This window comes from Rhodococcus sp. MSC1_016, assembly GCF_023667485.2.
Taxonomy (GTDB): domain Bacteria; phylum Actinomycetota; class Actinomycetes; order Mycobacteriales; family Mycobacteriaceae; genus Rhodococcus_F; species Rhodococcus_F oxybenzonivorans.
This window is the reverse complement of sequence record NZ_JAMOZI020000001.1, coordinates 1,876,668-1,894,306: the sequence shown is the minus strand read 5'-3', so window position 1 is coordinate 1,894,306 and position 17,639 is coordinate 1,876,668. Positions and strand designations below refer to the sequence as shown.

At 65.0% G+C, this 17,639-nt stretch carries 16 protein-coding genes; 14 read left to right on the top strand and 2 right to left on the bottom strand.

What is annotated here, in order from left to right:
* Nucleotides 1–17 precede the first annotated feature (17 nt).
* The 13 genes from L1080_RS08890 (at nt 18) to L1080_RS08830 (ending at nt 14,911) form a co-directional block, all read left to right on the top strand.
* Nucleotides 18–566 (top strand): acetyl-CoA carboxylase biotin carboxyl carrier protein, encoded by a 549-nt coding sequence (locus tag L1080_RS08890; protein ID WP_250763589.1) that lies wholly within the window; start codon nt 18–20, stop codon nt 564–566.
* Complete coding sequence (gene accC / locus L1080_RS08885; RefSeq protein ID WP_250763592.1) at nt 563–1,966, top strand: acetyl-CoA carboxylase biotin carboxylase subunit; 1,404 nt, start codon at nt 563–565, stop codon at nt 1,964–1,966. The genes L1080_RS08890 and accC overlap by 4 nt, the downstream gene beginning before the upstream one ends.
* On the top strand, nt 1,963–3,399 hold the full coding sequence (locus L1080_RS08880; RefSeq protein WP_250763595.1) for an acetyl-CoA carboxylase biotin carboxylase subunit family protein: 1,437 nt from the start codon (nt 1,963–1,965) through the stop codon (nt 3,397–3,399). Before accC ends, L1080_RS08880 begins: the two co-directional genes overlap by 4 nt.
* A 5-nt stretch (nt 3,400–3,404) precedes the next feature.
* Nucleotides 3,405–4,901, top strand: a complete 1,497-nt coding sequence (locus tag L1080_RS08875) for a pyruvate carboxylase (RefSeq protein WP_250763598.1) — start codon at nt 3,405–3,407, stop codon at nt 4,899–4,901.
* Nucleotides 4,894–5,355: a Zn-ribbon domain-containing OB-fold protein gene (locus L1080_RS08870; protein WP_250763601.1), complete on the top strand. Its 462-nt coding sequence runs from the start codon at nt 4,894–4,896 to the stop codon at nt 5,353–5,355. The genes L1080_RS08875 and L1080_RS08870 overlap by 8 nt, the downstream gene beginning before the upstream one ends.
* Nucleotides 5,352–6,896 carry a class I adenylate-forming enzyme family protein gene (locus tag L1080_RS08865; protein WP_250763604.1) on the top strand — a complete coding sequence of 515 codons (1,545 nt, stop codon included), beginning with the start codon at nt 5,352–5,354 and terminating at the stop codon, nt 6,894–6,896. The genes L1080_RS08870 and L1080_RS08865 overlap by 4 nt, the downstream gene beginning before the upstream one ends.
* A 3-nt stretch (nt 6,897–6,899) precedes the next feature.
* Nucleotides 6,900–8,072, top strand: coding sequence for a thiolase C-terminal domain-containing protein (locus L1080_RS08860; protein ID WP_250763607.1), 1,173 nt, complete (start codon nt 6,900–6,902; stop codon nt 8,070–8,072).
* A 155-nt stretch (nt 8,073–8,227) separates the two neighbouring features.
* Nucleotides 8,228–9,559, top strand: coding sequence for an MFS transporter (locus L1080_RS08855; RefSeq protein ID WP_250763609.1), 1,332 nt, complete (start codon nt 8,228–8,230; stop codon nt 9,557–9,559).
* A gap of 527 nt (nt 9,560–10,086) precedes the next feature.
* The gene (locus L1080_RS08850; RefSeq protein WP_250763611.1) at nt 10,087–10,782 is read left to right on the top strand and encodes a hypothetical protein; all 696 of its coding nucleotides are present in this window, start codon (nt 10,087–10,089) and stop codon (nt 10,780–10,782) included.
* A 335-nt stretch (nt 10,783–11,117) separates the two neighbouring features.
* The gene (locus tag L1080_RS08845; RefSeq protein WP_250763613.1) at nt 11,118–12,815 is read left to right on the top strand and encodes a PHA/PHB synthase family protein; all 1,698 of its coding nucleotides are present in this window, start codon (nt 11,118–11,120) and stop codon (nt 12,813–12,815) included.
* Between the two features lie 20 nt (nt 12,816–12,835).
* Complete coding sequence (locus L1080_RS08840; RefSeq protein WP_250763615.1) at nt 12,836–13,288, top strand: MaoC family dehydratase; 453 nt, start codon at nt 12,836–12,838, stop codon at nt 13,286–13,288.
* Nucleotides 13,285–14,112 (top strand): alpha/beta fold hydrolase, encoded by an 828-nt coding sequence (locus L1080_RS08835; RefSeq protein WP_250763617.1) that lies wholly within the window; start codon nt 13,285–13,287, stop codon nt 14,110–14,112. Before L1080_RS08840 ends, L1080_RS08835 begins: the two co-directional genes overlap by 4 nt.
* A 241-nt stretch (nt 14,113–14,353) precedes the next feature.
* Complete coding sequence (locus L1080_RS08830; protein ID WP_459030704.1) at nt 14,354–14,911, top strand: hypothetical protein; 558 nt, start codon at nt 14,354–14,356, stop codon at nt 14,909–14,911.
* A gap of 249 nt (nt 14,912–15,160) precedes the next feature.
* Here L1080_RS08830 and L1080_RS08825 read toward each other — a convergent pair whose 3' ends face one another.
* On the bottom strand, nt 15,161–15,481 hold the full coding sequence (locus tag L1080_RS08825; protein ID WP_250763619.1) for a hypothetical protein: 321 nt from the start codon (nt 15,479–15,481) through the stop codon (nt 15,161–15,163).
* A gap of 248 nt (nt 15,482–15,729) precedes the next feature.
* Nucleotides 15,730–16,323 (bottom strand): TetR/AcrR family transcriptional regulator, encoded by a 594-nt coding sequence (locus tag L1080_RS08820; protein ID WP_250763622.1) that lies wholly within the window; start codon nt 16,321–16,323, stop codon nt 15,730–15,732.
* A 109-nt stretch (nt 16,324–16,432) separates the two neighbouring features.
* Here L1080_RS08820 and L1080_RS08815 point away from each other — a divergent pair, with 109 nt between their 5' ends.
* A complete protein-coding gene (locus tag L1080_RS08815; protein ID WP_250763625.1) occupies nt 16,433–17,293 on the top strand; it encodes a haloalkane dehalogenase in 861 nt (286 codons plus the stop codon).
* Nucleotides 17,294–17,639: the final 346 nt, after the last annotated feature.

The following is a 17,639-nucleotide window of genomic DNA, read 5'->3' as shown; positions in this document are numbered from 1 at the left end:
CCTACCAGGAACGGAACATGAACCTCCAGCACGCAGACGTCCGACGCATCCTCGAACTACTGGACACCGCAGAGCATCTCGATTCACTCGATCTCCGGATCGGTGAGGTCATCCTGCAGGCACGCAAACCAGGGGCCGCACCGATGAGTGCACTGCCGGTCGAGCCCCTGGCAACCGCCCCCGCCCCTGAAATCTCCGCGACCCCGGTCACGGCACCGGCCGTGACTACGCCGGCGCCCGCGTCGGTCGCTCGGACGGCCACCCCGGTCACCGTGAGCAGCCCGGCACCTTCCGACGTTCCGGAGCACATGATCGCGATCCGGGCACCCATGCCGGGCACGTTCTTCCGCACGCCGGCACCGACTCAACCGCCGTTCGTGAACGAGGGGCAGCAGATCGAGGCGTCGGCGACCCTGTGCCTGATCGAGGTGATGAAGATGTTCAACACGGTCTCGTCCCAGTCGGCGGGCCGAGTGCACTCGATCCTCGTCGAGCACGGTCAGGCCGTTGAGCACAACCAGATCCTGATGATCGTCGATCCCACCGAGGCGGAGGCCGCAGCATGACCGGCGACATCCCCGTCGTTCGGCACGACATCCGGAGGGTATTCGTCGCCAACCGGGGCGAGATCGCGGTCCGCATTATCCGGGCCTGCCGTTCACTCGGCATCGAGACGGTGGTCGGGGTATCCGAGGCGGACGTCGACAGCCTGGCCGCGCGGGTGGCCGACGAGATCGTCGTCCTCGGCCCGCCGCAGCCGACCCACAGCTACCTCCGCGCGGACCTGCTGATCCGGGCAGCGAAGCGGACCCGTTGCGACGCGGTCCATCCCGGCTACGGATTCCTCTCGGAGCGAGCGTCATTCGCCCGCGCCTGCGGTGACGCCGGCCTGATCTTCATCGGCCCGACACCCGAGTCGATCGACAGCATGGGCGACAAGATCACAGCCGTGGGACTGGCCGCGGAGGCGGGGGTCCCTTGTGTTCCCGGTTCCGGGGCGGTGTCCGATCCGGACGAGGCTCTGACAATCGCCACCCAGATCGGATTCCCGGTGCTGATCAAGGCCACCGCGGGCGGCGGGGGCCGCGGCATGCGGGTCGTAGCGTCGGCCGACGAACTTCCCGACGCGTTCGCATCCGCATCATCGGAAGCGCAGTCGGCCTTCGGCGACCCGACGCTGTACGTCGAGAAGTTCATCGAACGCGCACGGCATATCGAGATCCAGATCATCGGGGATCAGTTCGGCAACGTCGTCCACCTCGGTGAGCGAGAGTGTTCGACGCAGCGGCGGCATCAAAAGCTGATCGAAGAGGCCCCTTCACCAGTACTGGGAGAGAACGAGCGGGCAGCCATGGGCGAGAGCGCGGTCCGCCTCGCACAGAACGTGGACTACGTCGGTGCGGGCACCGTCGAGTTCGTGGTCGACGACCGCGACAACAGCTATTACTTCCTGGAGATGAACACCCGTATCCAGGTCGAACACCCCGTCACCGAGATGATCAGCGGGCGTGACCTGGTGGCCGAGCAGATCCGTATCGCCTCCGGGCTGCCGCTGTCCTTCACGCAGGACGACATCGTCCTGAACGGCCACGCCATCGAGTGCCGCATCAACGCCGAAGACCCCGACCGGGGCTTCTTCCCCAGTCCCGGGACGGTCGCGCAATGGGCACCGCCGAGCGGGCCCGGCGTTCGGGTCGACACCCATTGCTACCCGGGATACACGGTCTCGCCGTATTACGACTCACTTCTCGCGAAGATTATCGTGCACGCCCCCACCCGAGCCGAAGCGATCGAGAAGATGAGCGCCGCATTGTCCGAGTTGACGGTCTCCGGCCTCACGACCACCTCAGCCTTCCACCATGCGGTGCTCGCCCACCCACACTTCCGCGACGGATCGGTGACCACTAGATGGGTCGAGGACACCTTCCTTCGCCAGTCCCTCACCGAGGCGGGAGCATCGGCATGAGCAACCATCAGATCAGCTTCACCGACACCAGCCTGACCGACGGCCAGAGCGCCGTCTGGGCGGGAGCTATGGACAATCGGATGCTTCTCGCCCCGGCGAATGCGTTGTCGTCCAGTGGACTCGCCGCAGTCGAGGTGCTCAGTCCCGCGGTCCTGGACGAATGCCTCGCCCGCAACGAACATCCTCTGCAGCGAGTGGAACTCGCCTCTCGGCGCTACGGTTCCGTGCCATTGCGCGCCACCGTCAACCTGCTGACCGAGCACGGATGCCCAGGCGCCGACGTCCTCGGCCCCACGGCGCTCGACGGCTGGCTGACGGCACTGGCAGCGGCGGGCCTGCAGCAGGTGGTCCTGCTCGATCCGCTGCTGGACCTGGTCCGCCTCAAGGCCGCTCTGGAGTCGGCCACCACCGCGGGCCTGACGGGCATCGCCGCCCTGCCCTACACGGCCGATGACGGTGTACCGGACGACACCTATGCAGAGCGTGCGGCATCGCTCGTCGCTGCCGGTGCCGCCCGGGTGATGCTGCGAGACGAGAGCGGAGTCCTGACACCGGACCGGGCGCACACCCTTCTTCCCGCACTGGCCGAGGCCCTCGGTGACACTCCGCTCGACCTGCACACCCGATGCCACACCGCGCTCGGGACCGTCGTCGCCCTCGAGGCCGGCCGGCTCGGCGTCCGCGGCATCGACACCGCACTGCCCTCGGTGGCCAACGGGCCCTCCCTTCCGTCGCTGCCGTCCTTGATCCGCGTCCTGCGACACGACGAGCACTACCAGGATCTGCCCGTCCTCGATGCTCTGTTGTCCGCCGACGCGATCCTCGCCGAGATCGCCGATCAGGAAGGTTTTCCCGCGGCAACCCCGTGGCCGTTCGATCTGGCTGCGTACGTCCATCAGCTGCCGGGCGCGGTGGCGGCCGACGTGCACCGTGCCCTGCGCGAGCGCGGGCGTTGGGCCGACCTGCACCAGTTCGCCGCCGAATGTGCGGTCGTGCGCCGCGAGATGGGCTCGCCGCCGATGGTGGCTCCCTTCGCCCGGGCGATCGCCGAGCAGGCGATGTGCCATTTCGACGGCGAGCAACGGTACGAGAGCCTGCGGCCGGTGCTGCGCCGATTGCTGCAGGGCGTGTACGGCACGGTTACCGGTGACCTTCGCAAAGACCTCCAGGCCAGGGTCGGATCGATACTGTCATCGGAAATCGTCTCGCCAATGCTCGGCTCGGGTATCGGAACCGATGAGGACGTCCTGCTCGCCTGGGTCGCCGGAGTCCCGGTGGCCGGTGTCCCGCGCCGCGACGACGAGGTGACGCCGTACGAACCGCTGACACCGTACGAAAGCCTCACTCGCGGCCTTCTCGAGCGCGCCGGCCGCTATGCCACGCTGACGGTGCGTGCGCCCGGTATCCACATCCACCTGCAACAAGAAGGGTGAACCCTGTGCTTGCCAACCTTCGAACCCTTGTCGAGGCCGACCACGCCCGAACAGGTCAGCGCCGGACAATCACCCTGACCGACGGAACACTCCGGGATGCGCATCAATGCCTGTGGGCGACCCGGATGCGCACCGAACACATGTTGCCCATTGCGAACAAGATCGCCGACGCGGGCTTCGGCTCCGTCGAGGCCATCGCGATGGTCGGCTTCGACGCGGGAGTCCTTTTCTTGCAGCAAGACCCGTTCGAACGGGTGCGGCTGCTCGGTGACCGGATCACGACAACTCCCCTCCGCGCAGCCATCCGCAGCAATTTGCTGCACGGCTTCTACCCGCAACCGGACGACATCAACGAGCTGTTCGTCGAGCGGATGTTCGTCAACGGCATCCGTGACTTCGCGGTCCTCGACTCCCTGCACTCGTGGGACAACGTCGCACCCGGGATCCGCGTCGCGAAGCGGCTCGGTGCGAAGGTCACGATCGCCCTCGTATACAACCTCGCACCGGGATACGACGACGACTTCTACGTCCGTCAGGCCAGGGAGGTCATCGACCGGTTCGGCGTGGACACGATCTGCCTCGCCGACGCCGGCGGCAGCCTGACCGTCGAACGCACCCGGACCCTGGTACCGGCCCTGCGGGCCGCGATCGGCGACACCCGGCTGGAGCTGAACACGCACTGCTTGACCGGGATGGGCCCGCAGGTCGCGCTCGAGGCGGCCGTGTACGGCGCAGATCAAATCCTGACCGCCATCGATCCGCTGGCCAACGGCAACTCGCTGCCTTCGGCTCAGATGATGGCCCGGGATCTGCGCGCCCTCGGGTTCGATGTCGAGGTCGACGACCGGTCACTCGACGAGGTCGGCGACTACCTGGGCAAGCTCGCCGCACAACTGGACTACCCCGTCGGAGTCCCCGCAGAGTACGACCCCACCAACTACCAGACGCAGTACGCCGGCGGCGCCATGTCGAATCTCGAGGCGCAGCTGAAAGCCGCCGGAATCGCCGACAGACTGCCGGCGGTGATCGAGGAGATCGGGCGGGTCCGTGAGGAATTGGGTTCCCCGGTCATGGCCACACCGTTCCCGGCCATCGTCGCCGCCCAAGCGGTCATGAACGTCCTGAACCCCGAGCGCTACTCCGTGGTGCCGGACGAGGTGAAGAAGTACGTGTGCGGATACTTCGGTGCGCTGCCGCTGCCCGTCGACGACAACGTCAAGGACCTCGTGATGAACAACGGGTCGCGCGACATCTCAGAGACACCGCCGCACCTCGACCCGATCCTGCCGGAACTACGCAGGCGGCACGGGCACCTCTCGCCCGACGAGATGATCCTGCGATACATGTACGGCGATGAGAAGATCGACGCACTTGTCCCGGTCGAGGACACCTTCAGCGTCGAGCAGTCGGTCGTCGAACTGATAGCAGGACTGCGGCGGATGCGGACCAAGCACAACGTGCGCCTGGTCGCACCCGGAATCGAACTGCGGGCCAATGGCTGACACCACGCTGCGCCCGGAGCCGCGCTCCGCACGCGAGACCGCGCTACGTCCGGAACCGCGCCCGACCACCGAGACCGCGGCGTACTGGCACGCCGCCCGCGAGGAACGCCTCACGATACAGCGCTGTGAGCGGTGCGGGCGGCACCAGTTCTACCCCCGCGCCTTCTGCACGGCCTGCCTCTCCGAGGACCTCGAATGGGTGGACTCGGCAGGTGCGGGGAGCATCTACACCTTCACGATCTGCCGCGTACCGGCCCATCCCTCGATGGCGGACAAGGTTCCCTATGCAGTGGCCGTCATCGAGCTCGACGAGGGCGTGCGCCTGCTGACCAACATCGTGGACTGCCCGATCGACCGCATCCGCATCGGGGCTCGCGTCGAACTGCGTTTCGAACGGATCAGCACTACCACGGTTCTTCCCCAATTCACTCTGACAGATCGGGACGGCCGATGATCACCGACTACTTCGACTCAGGTGCCGCACGATTCCCGGAGCGAACGTTCCTGCAATCGGAGACAGTGCGGCTGAGCTACCAGGACGTCGTGACCACGTCGCACGCGATCGCACACGGGCTGACCCGGGAAGGATTGGGGACCAGAAGGATCGGCATACTCTCCCCCAACCACCCCGACAGCTTCGTCGCGATGCTCGGCGTCCTGCGCGCGGGCGCCACCTATGTGCCGCTCAACGCCCGCGACCAGATCGCAGACCTGATTTGGTTCATGCGATTCACCAAGGTCTCGGCGTTGATCTACCACGAACAGTACCTCCCCCACATCGACCGGATTCGGGCCGAAGTACCCACGCTCACAGCCTGTATCGCGTTCGACGAGCACACCGCACCCGGACTCAGCACCGAGGCCTGGCGGCGGATTCACAGTGGACAAACGTGCGAGACCCGTCGAGACCTCGACGACATCGCGCTGATCAAGTCCTCCGGCGGCACCACCGGCCGGCCCAAGGCGATCATGCAGAGCCACCGCTGCCTGCTCTCCGCCTACCGGATCGCCAACCAGTTCACCGCACCCGCGAAGGATCCGGTGCACCTGGTGGTGGCACCGCTGACCCACGCCGCCGGCGCGACGGCAATGGGGCTCTCCGCCTTCGGCACCCGCAACGTGATCGCGCCGTCGACCGATCCCGCGACCATCCTCGAACTGATCGAACGAGAGCACGTCACCCACATCTTCCTGCCGCCGACCATGATCTACCGGATCCTGGCGCACCCGAACGCCCAGACCCGCGACTGCTCCTCCCTCGAATACGTCATCTACGGCGCCGCCCCCATGTCCGTCGACAAACTTCGCGAAGGACTGGCACTGTGGGGTCAGGTGTTCGTCCAGTTCTACGGCCAATCCGAGGCACCGGGCGTGATCACCTGCCTGTCTCGGCAGGACCACTACCTGGGCGACGATTCCGCGGCAGTGAAACATCTCGCGTCGGCCGGCAGGCCTACCGGGGCGTGTGAGGTGGTACTGATGGACGAGGCCGGCAACGTCGTCCCCGCCGGTGAGCGCGGGGAGATCGTCGTCCGCGGTGAGCTGGTCTGTCCCGGGTACCTGGACAACCCCGAGGCCGACGCCGAAGCCCGGCGGTTCGGCTGGCACCACACCGGAGACATCGGGGTCTTCGACGAGAGCGGCTACCTGTACGTCGTCGATCGCACGAAGGACGTGGTGATCTCCGGGGGTTTCAACATCTACCCCAGCGAGATCGAACAGCTGATCTGGTCGCATCCCGCCGTGCAGGACTGCGCGGTCGTCGGCGTGCCCGACGAGGACTGGGGTGAGCGGCTCACCGCCGTCATCGAGCTGAAGTCGGACGCCGAGGTCACCGCCGAGAGCATCGTCGAGATGTGCCGGAACCGGTTCGGCAGCATGAAAACACCCAAGCAGGTCGAGTTCTGGCCCACACTCCCGCGCAGCTCGGTCGGCAAGGTCCTCAAAAAAGACGTCCGCGCCCAGCTCGTCACCGCACACACGATGGCGGACTGACAGATGGCGGACAAGAGCACGCTCGCGGGGCGATACGCCATCGTCGGGGTCGGTGAAGCCGGTCTGGGCAAGGCACCTGCAGGGGCCACCGCACTGTCGCTGCAGTGCCAGGCGGCACGCCTCGCACTGCTCGAGGCCGGGCTCGGTCTGGCCGACATCGACGGAGTCTTCGCTCACTGGGACGACCGCGCCAACGCGCTCCTCGTCGCGGAGTACCTGGACATTCACCCCCGGTACGTCGACAACACGGTCGTCGGTGGCCAGTCCAACATCACCCATCTGGTCCACGCGATGGCAGCGATCGAGGCCGGCTTGTGCGAGGTCGCCCTCGTCACCTACGGCAGCACCCAGTATCTGGACAAGAGTCGCGCGCGGGGCGGCGTCTCCCATGATCCACGCTCACCGATGGGCCAGTTCGCGACGCCGTACGGAATGCTCAACCCCGTCGGGTTCTATGCCATGCTTACCCAGCTGTACATGAGCCGCTTCGGTGGCACACCACAGGATCTCGGAGAGGTGGCCCTCGCCGCCCGCCGCTGGGCACAGCTCAATCCGAACGCGGCACGCCAGGAACCTCTGACTATGGAGGACTATCTCGCGTCTCCGATGGTCGCGGATCCGTTGCGTAAGCTCGACATCTGCCAGATCAACGACGGCGCCGGTGCCATGATCCTGACCAGCGCCGACCGTGCCCGCGACCTGGCCCGAAAACCGGTGTCGATCCGCGGTTTCGGTGATACCTACCGACATCACATGACCCCACTCGGTACCGAGGACTGGCTCGACAACGGAGCACTACGCGAAATCGCCGACGACGCACTGGCGATGGCGCAGCTCGACCGCCAGGACATCGACATGGCCCAGATCTACGACGCCTTCACCATCAACGTGCTCGTTGCGCTAGAAGCACTCGGGTTCTGTGAACCAGGTGGTGCCGGCACATTCGTCGGTGGCGGGCGAATAGCTCCCGGCGGGACATTTCCGCTGAACACCTCCGGTGGTGGGCTTTCCTTCAACCATTCCGGTCAGTTCGGAATGCAGCTGATGATCGAGGCCGTCCGTCAGCTGCGCGGCGAATGCGCCGCACGCCAGGTCCCGGATGCGCATACCTGTCTCGTACAGGCCGGGGGAATGGTCATGTCCGCACACATGGTCATGATCCTCGCAACCGACTGATCAATCCCCCGAATTCGGCGACCCTTCGCTCGTAAATGGTCGCTGCCTTCGCCGACCCCGAAAACAACCCTAGGAGGTTCGTCGTGTCTGAAAATACCGTCGCACCAGACGTTCTGGTGACTGCCAACCTGCTCTCTCGTCTGGATCGATTACCGATGACGAGGACAGCCCTACTGACCACAATTCTGGTGACCGTCATCTGGGTTGCGGAGGGCTTCGAGACGGGGGTCATCGGCCCGATCCTGCTGCTCGTCAAGGAGCCATGGGGTCTGTCCGCTCAGGGAACCGCTCAGCTCGGAATCGCATCCACGGCGGGCATCATCGTGGGTGCAGCCCTCGCCGGCCGTGTCATCGACCGCTACGGCCGTAAAGTGGTCCTACTCTGGGGCGTCTCACTGTTCTCGCTGTTCTCCGCACTGTGCGCGGTGTCGGCGGATGTCGGCTGGATCATGGCGATGCGTCTCCTCGGGGGCCTCGCGCTCGGAGCGGTCTTCCCCATTCCGTACCTCATGCTCTCGGAACTGCTCGGGACCCGTTCCCGTGCCAGGATGATCGCGGCGGCGTCTGCCATGCTCGCGCTGAGCTACCTGATTCCTCAGGCCGCTGCTCTTGCCATGGTCGGCCACCTCCCCGTCGATCTGACGTGGCGCATCCTGTTCCTCCTCGGCGCCCTGCCGATCCTGGCGGTGCCCTTCATCTCCCGGTATCTGCCCGAAAGCCCGCGGTGGCTGTTACTGAAGGGGCGTGGAGACGACGCTCGGGAACTCGTCGAGCGGATGGAACGCGAAGCCGGTTACGAGCACGACAACCACATGGTGCATCCCGGGATCGCTGCAATCGTGCAGGCTGAGTACGACGCCGGCACCGAACCAGGTGACAGGCGTAGTGACCTGCTGCGTCGGCCCCTGCTCAGCCGCTTCTTTCTGTGCCTGCTGATCTGCGCCGGCGCAAGTGCCGGCACCTACGTTCTCTTGGTGTACGCCTCGATCATGTACGCGGACATGGGGATGTCCGCCCAGGGAGCTCTGGTCACCACGATCGGAATCATGATCGCCGGCGCGGTGGGGGCGATCTCGGTGGGGCAATGCGCCGACAGACTCGGCCGGAAGAAGACCTTCCTCGTCTACAGCCTCGGCGCCATCTTCGGATTCGGCCTGCTCGCGTTGTCTCACAACATTGCCGTCGCTGTCGTCTGCGGGCTTGTCAGCGCGTTCTTCTGCACCGGCCTGGTGCCCTTCACCAAGCTGTTCACCTCCGAGCAGTTCCCCACCCATGCGAGGGGAACCGCTGCCGGATTCGTGGAAGCCGCGAGCAGGTGCTTCGGTGGAGTCCTCGTCGTCGCGTCGATCCCGTTCATCCAAACCAACCTCGGCACCAGCGCGCCGTTCTGGTTCATCAGCGCCATCTTCGTTCTCTGCCTCGGACCCGTCATGCTGCGCGCCCGTGAAACCAGAGGGATGAGTATTGATCAAGCAGGAGCCGTCTGAAATCCGATCACCATGACATCCTCACCAACCCCGCGGCCGAGGATGTCCGAGCCGGAACAACTCAGCCGTAAGCACTTCAAGACGGGCCGCATGCCGAGCTCAGACCCTTTCATCGATCACTGAATGCTTTTCTATGACAACTACACTCGCGTGAAAGCCCCCCGACGAGCTCGCCGGGCACCTCCGACCGTCCACCCACGAGATCGGACAAAGGTGTCGGTGACCCGCCTGGCAGCAGCACCAGTTGTTGCGGCGGACCGTGCAGGCCCACCGCGCGGGCGGCGCACACCGCGAACGGACTGTCCGGCGGCGCCGCACTGCACCGGATCGACGCCGACAAGATCCGCCTGGTACCCGACAACATCTCGAAGGAGTGGCCCCGACCAACAACCCGCACAAATTCTGACCGGTTTTTCAGAAGACAGATCGTCTCCGCCAGAACATCATCACCGTCCTCGATCCAACCCAAGCGTTCTACCTCCTCCCGCTCGCCGTGTCCTCCTCTCATAGAAATGAACAGTCTCACCATGAGAATCCGCAAAGTCTCTACCACCGCCATCCTGGCGATCGCCGCCGTAAGCATCGCTGCCGGCACTGCGCAGGCCGCCCCCACGACCGCCGAGGCTCCCGCGAACATCCAGAGCGCCCAGCAGGGAGTCGACTGGACCGTCAATCGTGACGGAAACCGTGTCATCGTTCAGACCGCATCCGGAACGTTGGCCACCGAGGGCAACCGCCTGGTGGTCCGTAACGGCCAGGGTGTCGTCGTGGAGTTCGTACCGTTGGCACTCGCAGTCGACGGCGCCGTCCACCCCGTCACCGCGCAGGTTTCGGGCAACACTGCCGCGCTCACCGCCGATACCGATCCCGCCGTCGCGAAACCTGTGCCCAACTACAGTGGGCTTCACGACGTAGATCTTCCTGCTGCAACTCTTGCGGTGCAGCCACCAATCATGTTGACCTCCGCGATCGGCGGCTTCCTCGGTGCCGCTACGGGTCTGGTCGGCGGCTGCGTGCTCGGCGCCGTCGTCGGGGGTGTTGTTTCCGCGCCGGCAGCCCTGCTCTTCGGGGCCGGCCCCCTCGCCGGCTGTATCGGTGGTGCCTTGATGCTCGGCGCCGGTGCCGGGCTTGCGGGCACGGCAATCGGAGGTCTCGGTTCCGCCGTGGCGAATGCACCACAGTTCATGCAACTGCTCAACCAGCCGCCCGCACCCAAGAAATAGTCGTCACGAGAACTCGGGTGGTTCCCACCGACGAACCGGGGTAGGCCTCGGACTTCGCGTGTGATGCAGCGTGGCCATAACGACGACGCTGACGCCTGTTCGAATGTGACGTCGCACCCGTGGAAGGGCCTATGCGCGCTCGGAGGCCGATACCGTCGGAAGGGTATTCGGCTCCCGCCGCGCCCGGCACCGCACCACCGAGTTCTTGGCATTCCGACGCAAGTTCGGCACTGAAGTGCCCGCCGCTCTGGCAGTGCATCTGGGGATCGACAACGCCTGGAAGCACAGACACTCGCAACAAGCCTCTGCTCACATCGCAACTGAACGGATCTTTTGTGACAACTACACCCGCGTCGGGGAACCCCGACGAGCTCGCCGTCCCCCTCGACCTGCTGTTGACCAACGGGACCAGCGGGTTCGCCGCACGCATGCTGCCGAACAGGTCCTGGATCAGGGCGGCCCGAAGTCTGGTCGATCAGCCACACACCCTCACCCTTCGCGGTGGTGCGCTCGTCCGCGAACTGGGCGCGATTGCCGCCGGCACCTCCGACCGCGCACCGGCACGATCAGACAAACGTTTCGGTGACCCAGCCTGGCAACAGAACCCGTTGTTGCGGCGCACCATGCAGGCCTATCTCGCGGCCGCGCACACCGCGAACGCACTGTTCGACGACGCCTCCCTGGACTGGCGTGACGCCGAGAAGATCCGCTTCGTACTCGACAACATCCTCGAAGGGGCCGCCCCGACCAACAACCCGGTCCTGAGCCCCCTGGGATGGAAGGCGATGATCGATACCGGGGGCCTGAGCGCTGTGCGCGGTGTGCGCACCTTCGCCCGCGACATGCTGGCCAGCCCGCGTGTGCCCGCCATGGTCGAACCGGATGCGTTCGCGGTGGGCGAAACCGTGGCCACCACGAAGGGCGCAGTCGTGCTGCAAACCCGGGCCTTCGAGCTGATCCATTACGCACCCCAAACCCCAACGGTGCATTCGACTCCGCTGCTGATCGTTCCCCCGGTCATCAACAAGTACTACATTCTCGATATCGCCCCGGAGCGGAGCCTGATCGAATACCTGGTACGGCAAGGGCAGCAGGTCTTCGCTATTTCGTGGCGCAATCCGCTGGCCCGCCACCGCAATTGGGGAACGGACACATACGGTGCGGCGATCATCGAAGCCCTCGGCACAGTGCAGACCGTCACCGGTTCCGGCAACGCGCACCTGCTGGGAACCTGCTCGGGTGGGATCCTCGCAGCCATGACGGTCGCCCACCTGACCGAGATCGGCCAAGGCGAGCGGGTCGCGGGCCTCACCCTCGCCGTCACCGTCCTGGACCAAACCAGAGCCGGGTTCGCATCGGCGGTCATGAGCGAACGCGCCGCCAGCGCCGCCATCCGCTCGTCCGCATCCAAGGGCTACCTCGACGGCCGCGCGATGACCGAGATCTTCGCCTGGTTACGCCCGACCGACCTGGTGTGGCGTTACTGGGTCAACAACTATGTGCAGGGCCGACGTCCGGCACCGTTCGACGTGCTGTTCTGGAATGCCGACACCACCCGGATGGCCGCAGCGCTGCACCGCGACCTCGTGCTGCTCGGCGTCCGCAACGCGCTCACTGTACCGGGAGCGGTGAGCATGCTCGGCACACCCGTGGATCTGGGGACAATCACCGCCGACGCGTACGTCGTCGGAGGAATCGCAGACCACATCAGCCCGTGGCAATCCACCTACCGCAGCGCCCGCCTGCTCGGCAGCAAGGACAACCGATTCGTGCTCTCGTCGAACGGTCACATCGCCTCGATGGTGAACCCACCGGGTAACCCGCGAGCGTCGTATCGGTTCGGGCAGGCCGACGCGGACACGGCGAACGACTGGATGACGTCCGCGGAGGAGGCCTCCGACTCGTGGTGGCCCGACTACGCGCGGTGGCTCGCCGAACGCAGTGGCCCCGACATCGAGGCACCGGGCACCCTCGGCTCCCGCGAGTACCCACCCCTCGCACCGGCTCCGGGCACATACGTCCATCAGAGCTGACAGCCACTCGAAGGAAGACGATGAGCACTCATCTCGCAGAACCGGCCGATCTACTCGGACTGATCGGACAGACGGTCGGCACCACCGACCTTTACTACCTCACGCAGTCTCAGATCAACCGATTCGCCGACGCCACGGGTGATCATCAGTGGATCCACACCGACATCGCACGCGCAGCACAAGGGCCCTTCGGTGGCACAATCGCGCACGGTTACCTGACATTGGCGCTCACACCACAGGTACTCGCCGAGGTCCTCACCGTCGACGACGTGACGGCCGCCCTCAACTACGGTCTGAACAGGGTACGGTTCCCGGCGCCGGTGCCGGCCGGTTCCCCGATCCGCGCGACGGTGGCCGTGACCGCTGCCCAGCAAAAGCATGGCGGCATCGAGGTGGTGTTCGGGGTCACGTTCACCGTTGACGGTGAACACCGTCCGGCCTGTATCGCCGACGTCGTGGTCTTGTACCGGTGACGGTGACGGAGTTGTTCGGCGACCGTCACCGGTCCGACCCGACGACCCTCGCCGTCGGTTGCCAGCGGATCCGGGTGAACGTACGCCGCGGTACCGGGATACCGCTCGTCCTGTGCAACGGAATCGGCGCCGGACTCGAGGTCCTCGACCCGCTGGTGGCCGAACTCGACCCGAAGACGACGATCGTCCGTTTCGACGTGCCCGGGGCAGGCGGATCCCCGGCATCGCGCCTGCCCTACGGGTTCCCGTACCTCGCGTGGGTGCTGGGACGACTGATCACCACACTCGGATTCGACGTCGTGGACGTGCTTGGATTGTCGTGGGGCGGTGCCCTGGCGCAGCAATTCGCACTGCAGAACCCCCGCCGCTGCCGCCGACTGGTTCTCGTCGCCACAGCATCCGGGGCACTCATGGTGCCGGGTCGTCCGCGGGTCCTGGCGAAAATGCTTACCCCGCGCAGGTTCACCGACCCCGACTACGCCGCATCGATCGCCGGCGAACTATACGGCGGTGCAGCCACCCGCAACCGCGACGACATCACCAAGCTATTCCTGCAGCAACTCCACGCAGGTTCCCGCTCGGGTTACCTCCACCAGCTGCTGGCCGGTGCAGTGTGGACCAGCCTGCCCGTGCTACCCCTGATTCGGCAACAGACTCTGATCGTCGCGGGCACCGACGACCCAATCATTCCAATCGCCAATGCCCGAATCATGAAACGGTTTCTCCCGCACGCCATAGTGCATACGCACGCGGGCGGCCACATCGACCTGGTCACCAACGCGACTGAACTTGCCCCAGTGATCGAAACATTCCGTCATATCTAGAGGAACCTGCCGGTTCGAGTCGTCCTCTGCGGGCTTCACCAATGGGGTATCCAGATGCCTTCGTCCACCCTTCTTCGACTTTGAGGGCCAACCACATCCGCGTCGGCAGACCAGTTGAGGGCACAATCTTCACGCTGATCGCGGTGGTTCTCCTCGAGGAGACTCTCCAACCGACCGGACTCGAAAAGTCCAGTTCACTTACTCTCGTTCGCGGACAATGGTTGGTCCCCACGGTGCTGCTATGGAACGCATTCATGACCAACCTGGCCGCGTTCTATGCAGTTCAGAGTTGGCTCCCAACAATCATTCAGCTCAAGGGCACTCTCCGAGCCTGGCTATTGCCCAAACCGTGTTGACCACCATCGGCGAAGTTGCGGCGGCAACCGTCGTTGGACCCGCGATGGACCGTATCAACGCCTTTCGAGTCCTTGGATCCGTCTACCTGGGTGGTGCAGTCTTTGTGGCGATACTCGGATCGGTTCTGATGGGAACATCCGCCGGGTCGCTCTTGATGGCGGCGTTCCTCACGGGTACCTGTGTCGCAGGTGGACAAATGAGTGTGATCGCGTTGGCAACGGTCGTGTATCCAACAGCGATGCGGCCAACTGGTGTGGGCTGGGCGCTGGGCATCGGTCGACACCCACCGACTCAGTGTGGATGGCGAATACGCTTGTTCTCCCTCACCATCAACGGTGTCGGCGGCGTCGACCAGGTACGCGGCATGACTGGGTGCGCCGGCAAAGCATGGTGTGCATGGGTTTCGCACCAGTTGCGGAAGCGCCGCCAATCGGAGGCATAGACCCTGCCGGCGCCGGGTGCCCGGGATGACGTGACAGCGCCGGCGATTCGTGTGGCTGCCCCGTCGCTCAGGTCCGGCGTCCACCCCAACCGGGCGGACCCGACCACATCCGAGTCCTGATTCGGTTCCACTTCCTTTTCGATTGTCACAAGCCGGACCCTACTGGGGTCACCGACACGGTCGTACGGTAGGAAACGCTGTGGGACCTGCACTCTCAGCGACTCGTGCAGGTCTCTGTCGACGACTCAGCTATTGCACTAGTTCGGCGGCACGTTTGTACAGGTCGATTCCCTTGTCGCTGTCCACGACAAGGCGTGGGGCGTTCGATGACAAGTCCGGGATGACCGAGAGGGTGAGAACCTCCCTGTCGGACAGGTTCGCGGTGTAGCTGACTGTGACTGACTGCTGAGAACCGTCCGGAGTCAACGTGATGATCTGTTTGCCCTTCGCCGGGACCCCATTGAGGTCGACCGGGTCGGGAACACGGAAGAACCCTTCACCTCCGGGCGCCCGCAACGAGCAGAGAAATTGCAGCGGCGCCCAAGACTCCGTCTGCGCGATAGCGTGCACATGATGATCCGAACGAAGGGATCCGGTGCGTGGCGGATGCGGTTGCTGGCACAGATCCGGGCAGGCATCGAAGAAACCCGACTCTCCGTCATCGCTCCCCGGGCGGAACGAGTACTCGAGGAGCCCCGAATCGGCTCGGTCAGCTACCGCTCGCTGCCTGCGAGGTCGAACGTCGGCCGAGCCCGTCCGTCGCCGACAACAAGCGCGGCGACTTCCCAACCAACTCCGCCTACCTGTTTACTCTAACGTCAGTCGGTGCCGCGGAGGTACGCGGCGAAAATGGCATTGAGCGAAACGATCTCGTTGATGGCGGTTCGATAGAACACCAACGACTCCGTGAGAGCAATCAACTCCCCGACGCGGTCCCCGGAGGCGGTCAGGCCCGCTTTGGTGAGGGCTAGCGCAGTCACTTCCCGGGAGATTGCATGCACCTCCGACTCCGATGTCAGCTTCGCTCGAAGGCCTGGAACCTCATCGAACTCGAGGATAAGGGCGTAGCGGGCTCTCATGTCGTCGCGGCGGGATGCGAGAGTCTCGACGAGCCGGGTGAGTAGAGAGGCGAGCTCGTCGACGTCGACTCGGTGTCCGCGGTCGAACGTCGCGTCGAGCGAGGCAGCGAGCTCTTCGGCATCAGCCTTAGAACGTGCTGCAAGCGCGTCGACGATGAGCTCCATCAGCGCGAGCCGCGTCCGTGCATGGTAGGAGGTCGATCCCTGTGGGATCCCCGCCTCGCGGTCAACGGCTCGATGCGTCAGGGCGCGCACACCATTACGGGCGATGATGCGGATTCCGCTCGTGGCGATCACCTCTCGCCGTTCACTGCTACTGGCCACGGAAGACACACCCGGATGCTACAGGTGTAGTGTCTCGATGTATCAAACGCTACACCTGTAGTGGGCTTGCCAGGTTCCGGCCACAAAGACGCGCAGCGCAGACCAGGAGAACAGCGCAATGATGATCGACTTCCTTCCCGACCCGAACCTCTACCCTTTCCAGTCGCGGTGGTTCGATTCGTCAGCTGGCCGGGTGCACTACATCGATGAGGGGACGGGGCCGGCAATCGTTTTTTGCCACGGTTCACCGACATGGAGCTTTCTCTACCGCCACATTGTGACCGGCCTTCGTGATCGGTACCGCTGCATCGCTGTGGACTACCCGGGCTTCGGCCTGTCTGAGCGGCCCATCGACTTCGGCTATACCGTCGCCGAACTCACGACGGTTGTCGGTGAACTGATCGACCACATCGAACTCGACGGCTTCGTCGTCATGGGGCACGACTGGGGCGGTCCGATCGGGCTCGGCGCAGCAACGACACGCGCAGATCGGGTCGCAGGGATCGTGCTGAGCAACACCGTGTTCTGGCCAATCGAGCCGCTGGCGAATCGGGTATTCAGCGTGATCATGAGCAGTGGCCCTATGCAGCGGCGCATCCTCGAGCAGAACCTGCTCGTGGAACAGTTCCTGCTCGGCAAAGCCGGCCCCGCACTGACCGATGCAGAGGCCGCGCACTATCGCATGGTCCAGCCCACGACGGACGCCCGATGTGCGCTCGCGGTCATGCCCCGCCAGATCCGCGCCGCACATCCACTGCTGGAGAAGCTCGCCGACGACGTTCCCGACCACCTCGGGGACAAACCCACCCTGGCGGTATGGGGAATGCGGGACATAGTGTTCCGGCCGAAAGCCTGTATCCCGCAAATTCGCACCTCCTTCACCGACCTCGAGATCGTCGAGCTCCCACACGCCAAGCACTTCATCCAAGAAGACGCCCCCGATCAGATCACCGCAGCGATCATCGAGCGCTTCTCCTGAACGAGGATCACGTTGCGGCCTACAGCCACCGTCCGCGCGATGGGGCGTCGCGCTCTCGCGTGCGACTCGAAAACTGGCAACAACGAGCCGTTCCCATGAAGTCTGGCTTTCCTCGCGTAACCAGCGGTACGGCGACCAGATCATCCCCGCATTCGCAGGGCGGACTTAATCCGGTACCCACCCACCCTGCGCCCAACTTCGTGGTCCCGCACCGTGACAGCGCTTCGGTGAACGCACCCGCCACCGCGACCTTCGACACGGGGCAGGCATAGGTCGGGTTCGCCCGGGAAGTCGGTGTGATCACCGAGCACCGTTGAACCGAGCACCCCGCCGACGTCGGAGCTCG

Excerpts from the sequence above, each read along its gene's own strand:
- L1080_RS08890 (WP_250763589.1), top strand. The coding sequence starts at position 18 with ATGAACCTCCAGCACGCAGACGTCCGACGCATCCTCGAACTACTGGAC.
- accC (WP_250763592.1), top strand. The coding sequence starts at position 563 with ATGACCGGCGACATCCCCGTCGTTCGGCACGACATCCGGAGGGTATTC.
- L1080_RS08880 (WP_250763595.1), top strand. The coding sequence starts at position 1,963 with ATGAGCAACCATCAGATCAGCTTCACCGACACCAGCCTGACCGACGGC.
- L1080_RS08870 (WP_250763601.1), top strand. The coding sequence starts at position 4,894 with ATGGCTGACACCACGCTGCGCCCGGAGCCGCGCTCCGCACGCGAGACC.
- L1080_RS08865 (WP_250763604.1), top strand. The coding sequence starts at position 5,352 with ATGATCACCGACTACTTCGACTCAGGTGCCGCACGATTCCCGGAGCGA.
- L1080_RS08860 (WP_250763607.1), top strand. The coding sequence starts at position 6,900 with ATGGCGGACAAGAGCACGCTCGCGGGGCGATACGCCATCGTCGGGGTC.
- L1080_RS08855 (WP_250763609.1), top strand. The coding sequence starts at position 8,228 with ATGACGAGGACAGCCCTACTGACCACAATTCTGGTGACCGTCATCTGG.
- L1080_RS08850 (WP_250763611.1), top strand. The coding sequence starts at position 10,087 with ATGAGAATCCGCAAAGTCTCTACCACCGCCATCCTGGCGATCGCCGCC.
- L1080_RS08840 (WP_250763615.1), top strand. The coding sequence starts at position 12,836 with ATGAGCACTCATCTCGCAGAACCGGCCGATCTACTCGGACTGATCGGA.
- L1080_RS08830 (WP_459030704.1), top strand. The coding sequence starts at position 14,354 with ATGGAACGCATTCATGACCAACCTGGCCGCGTTCTATGCAGTTCAGAG.
- L1080_RS08815 (WP_250763625.1), top strand. The coding sequence starts at position 16,433 with ATGATGATCGACTTCCTTCCCGACCCGAACCTCTACCCTTTCCAGTCG.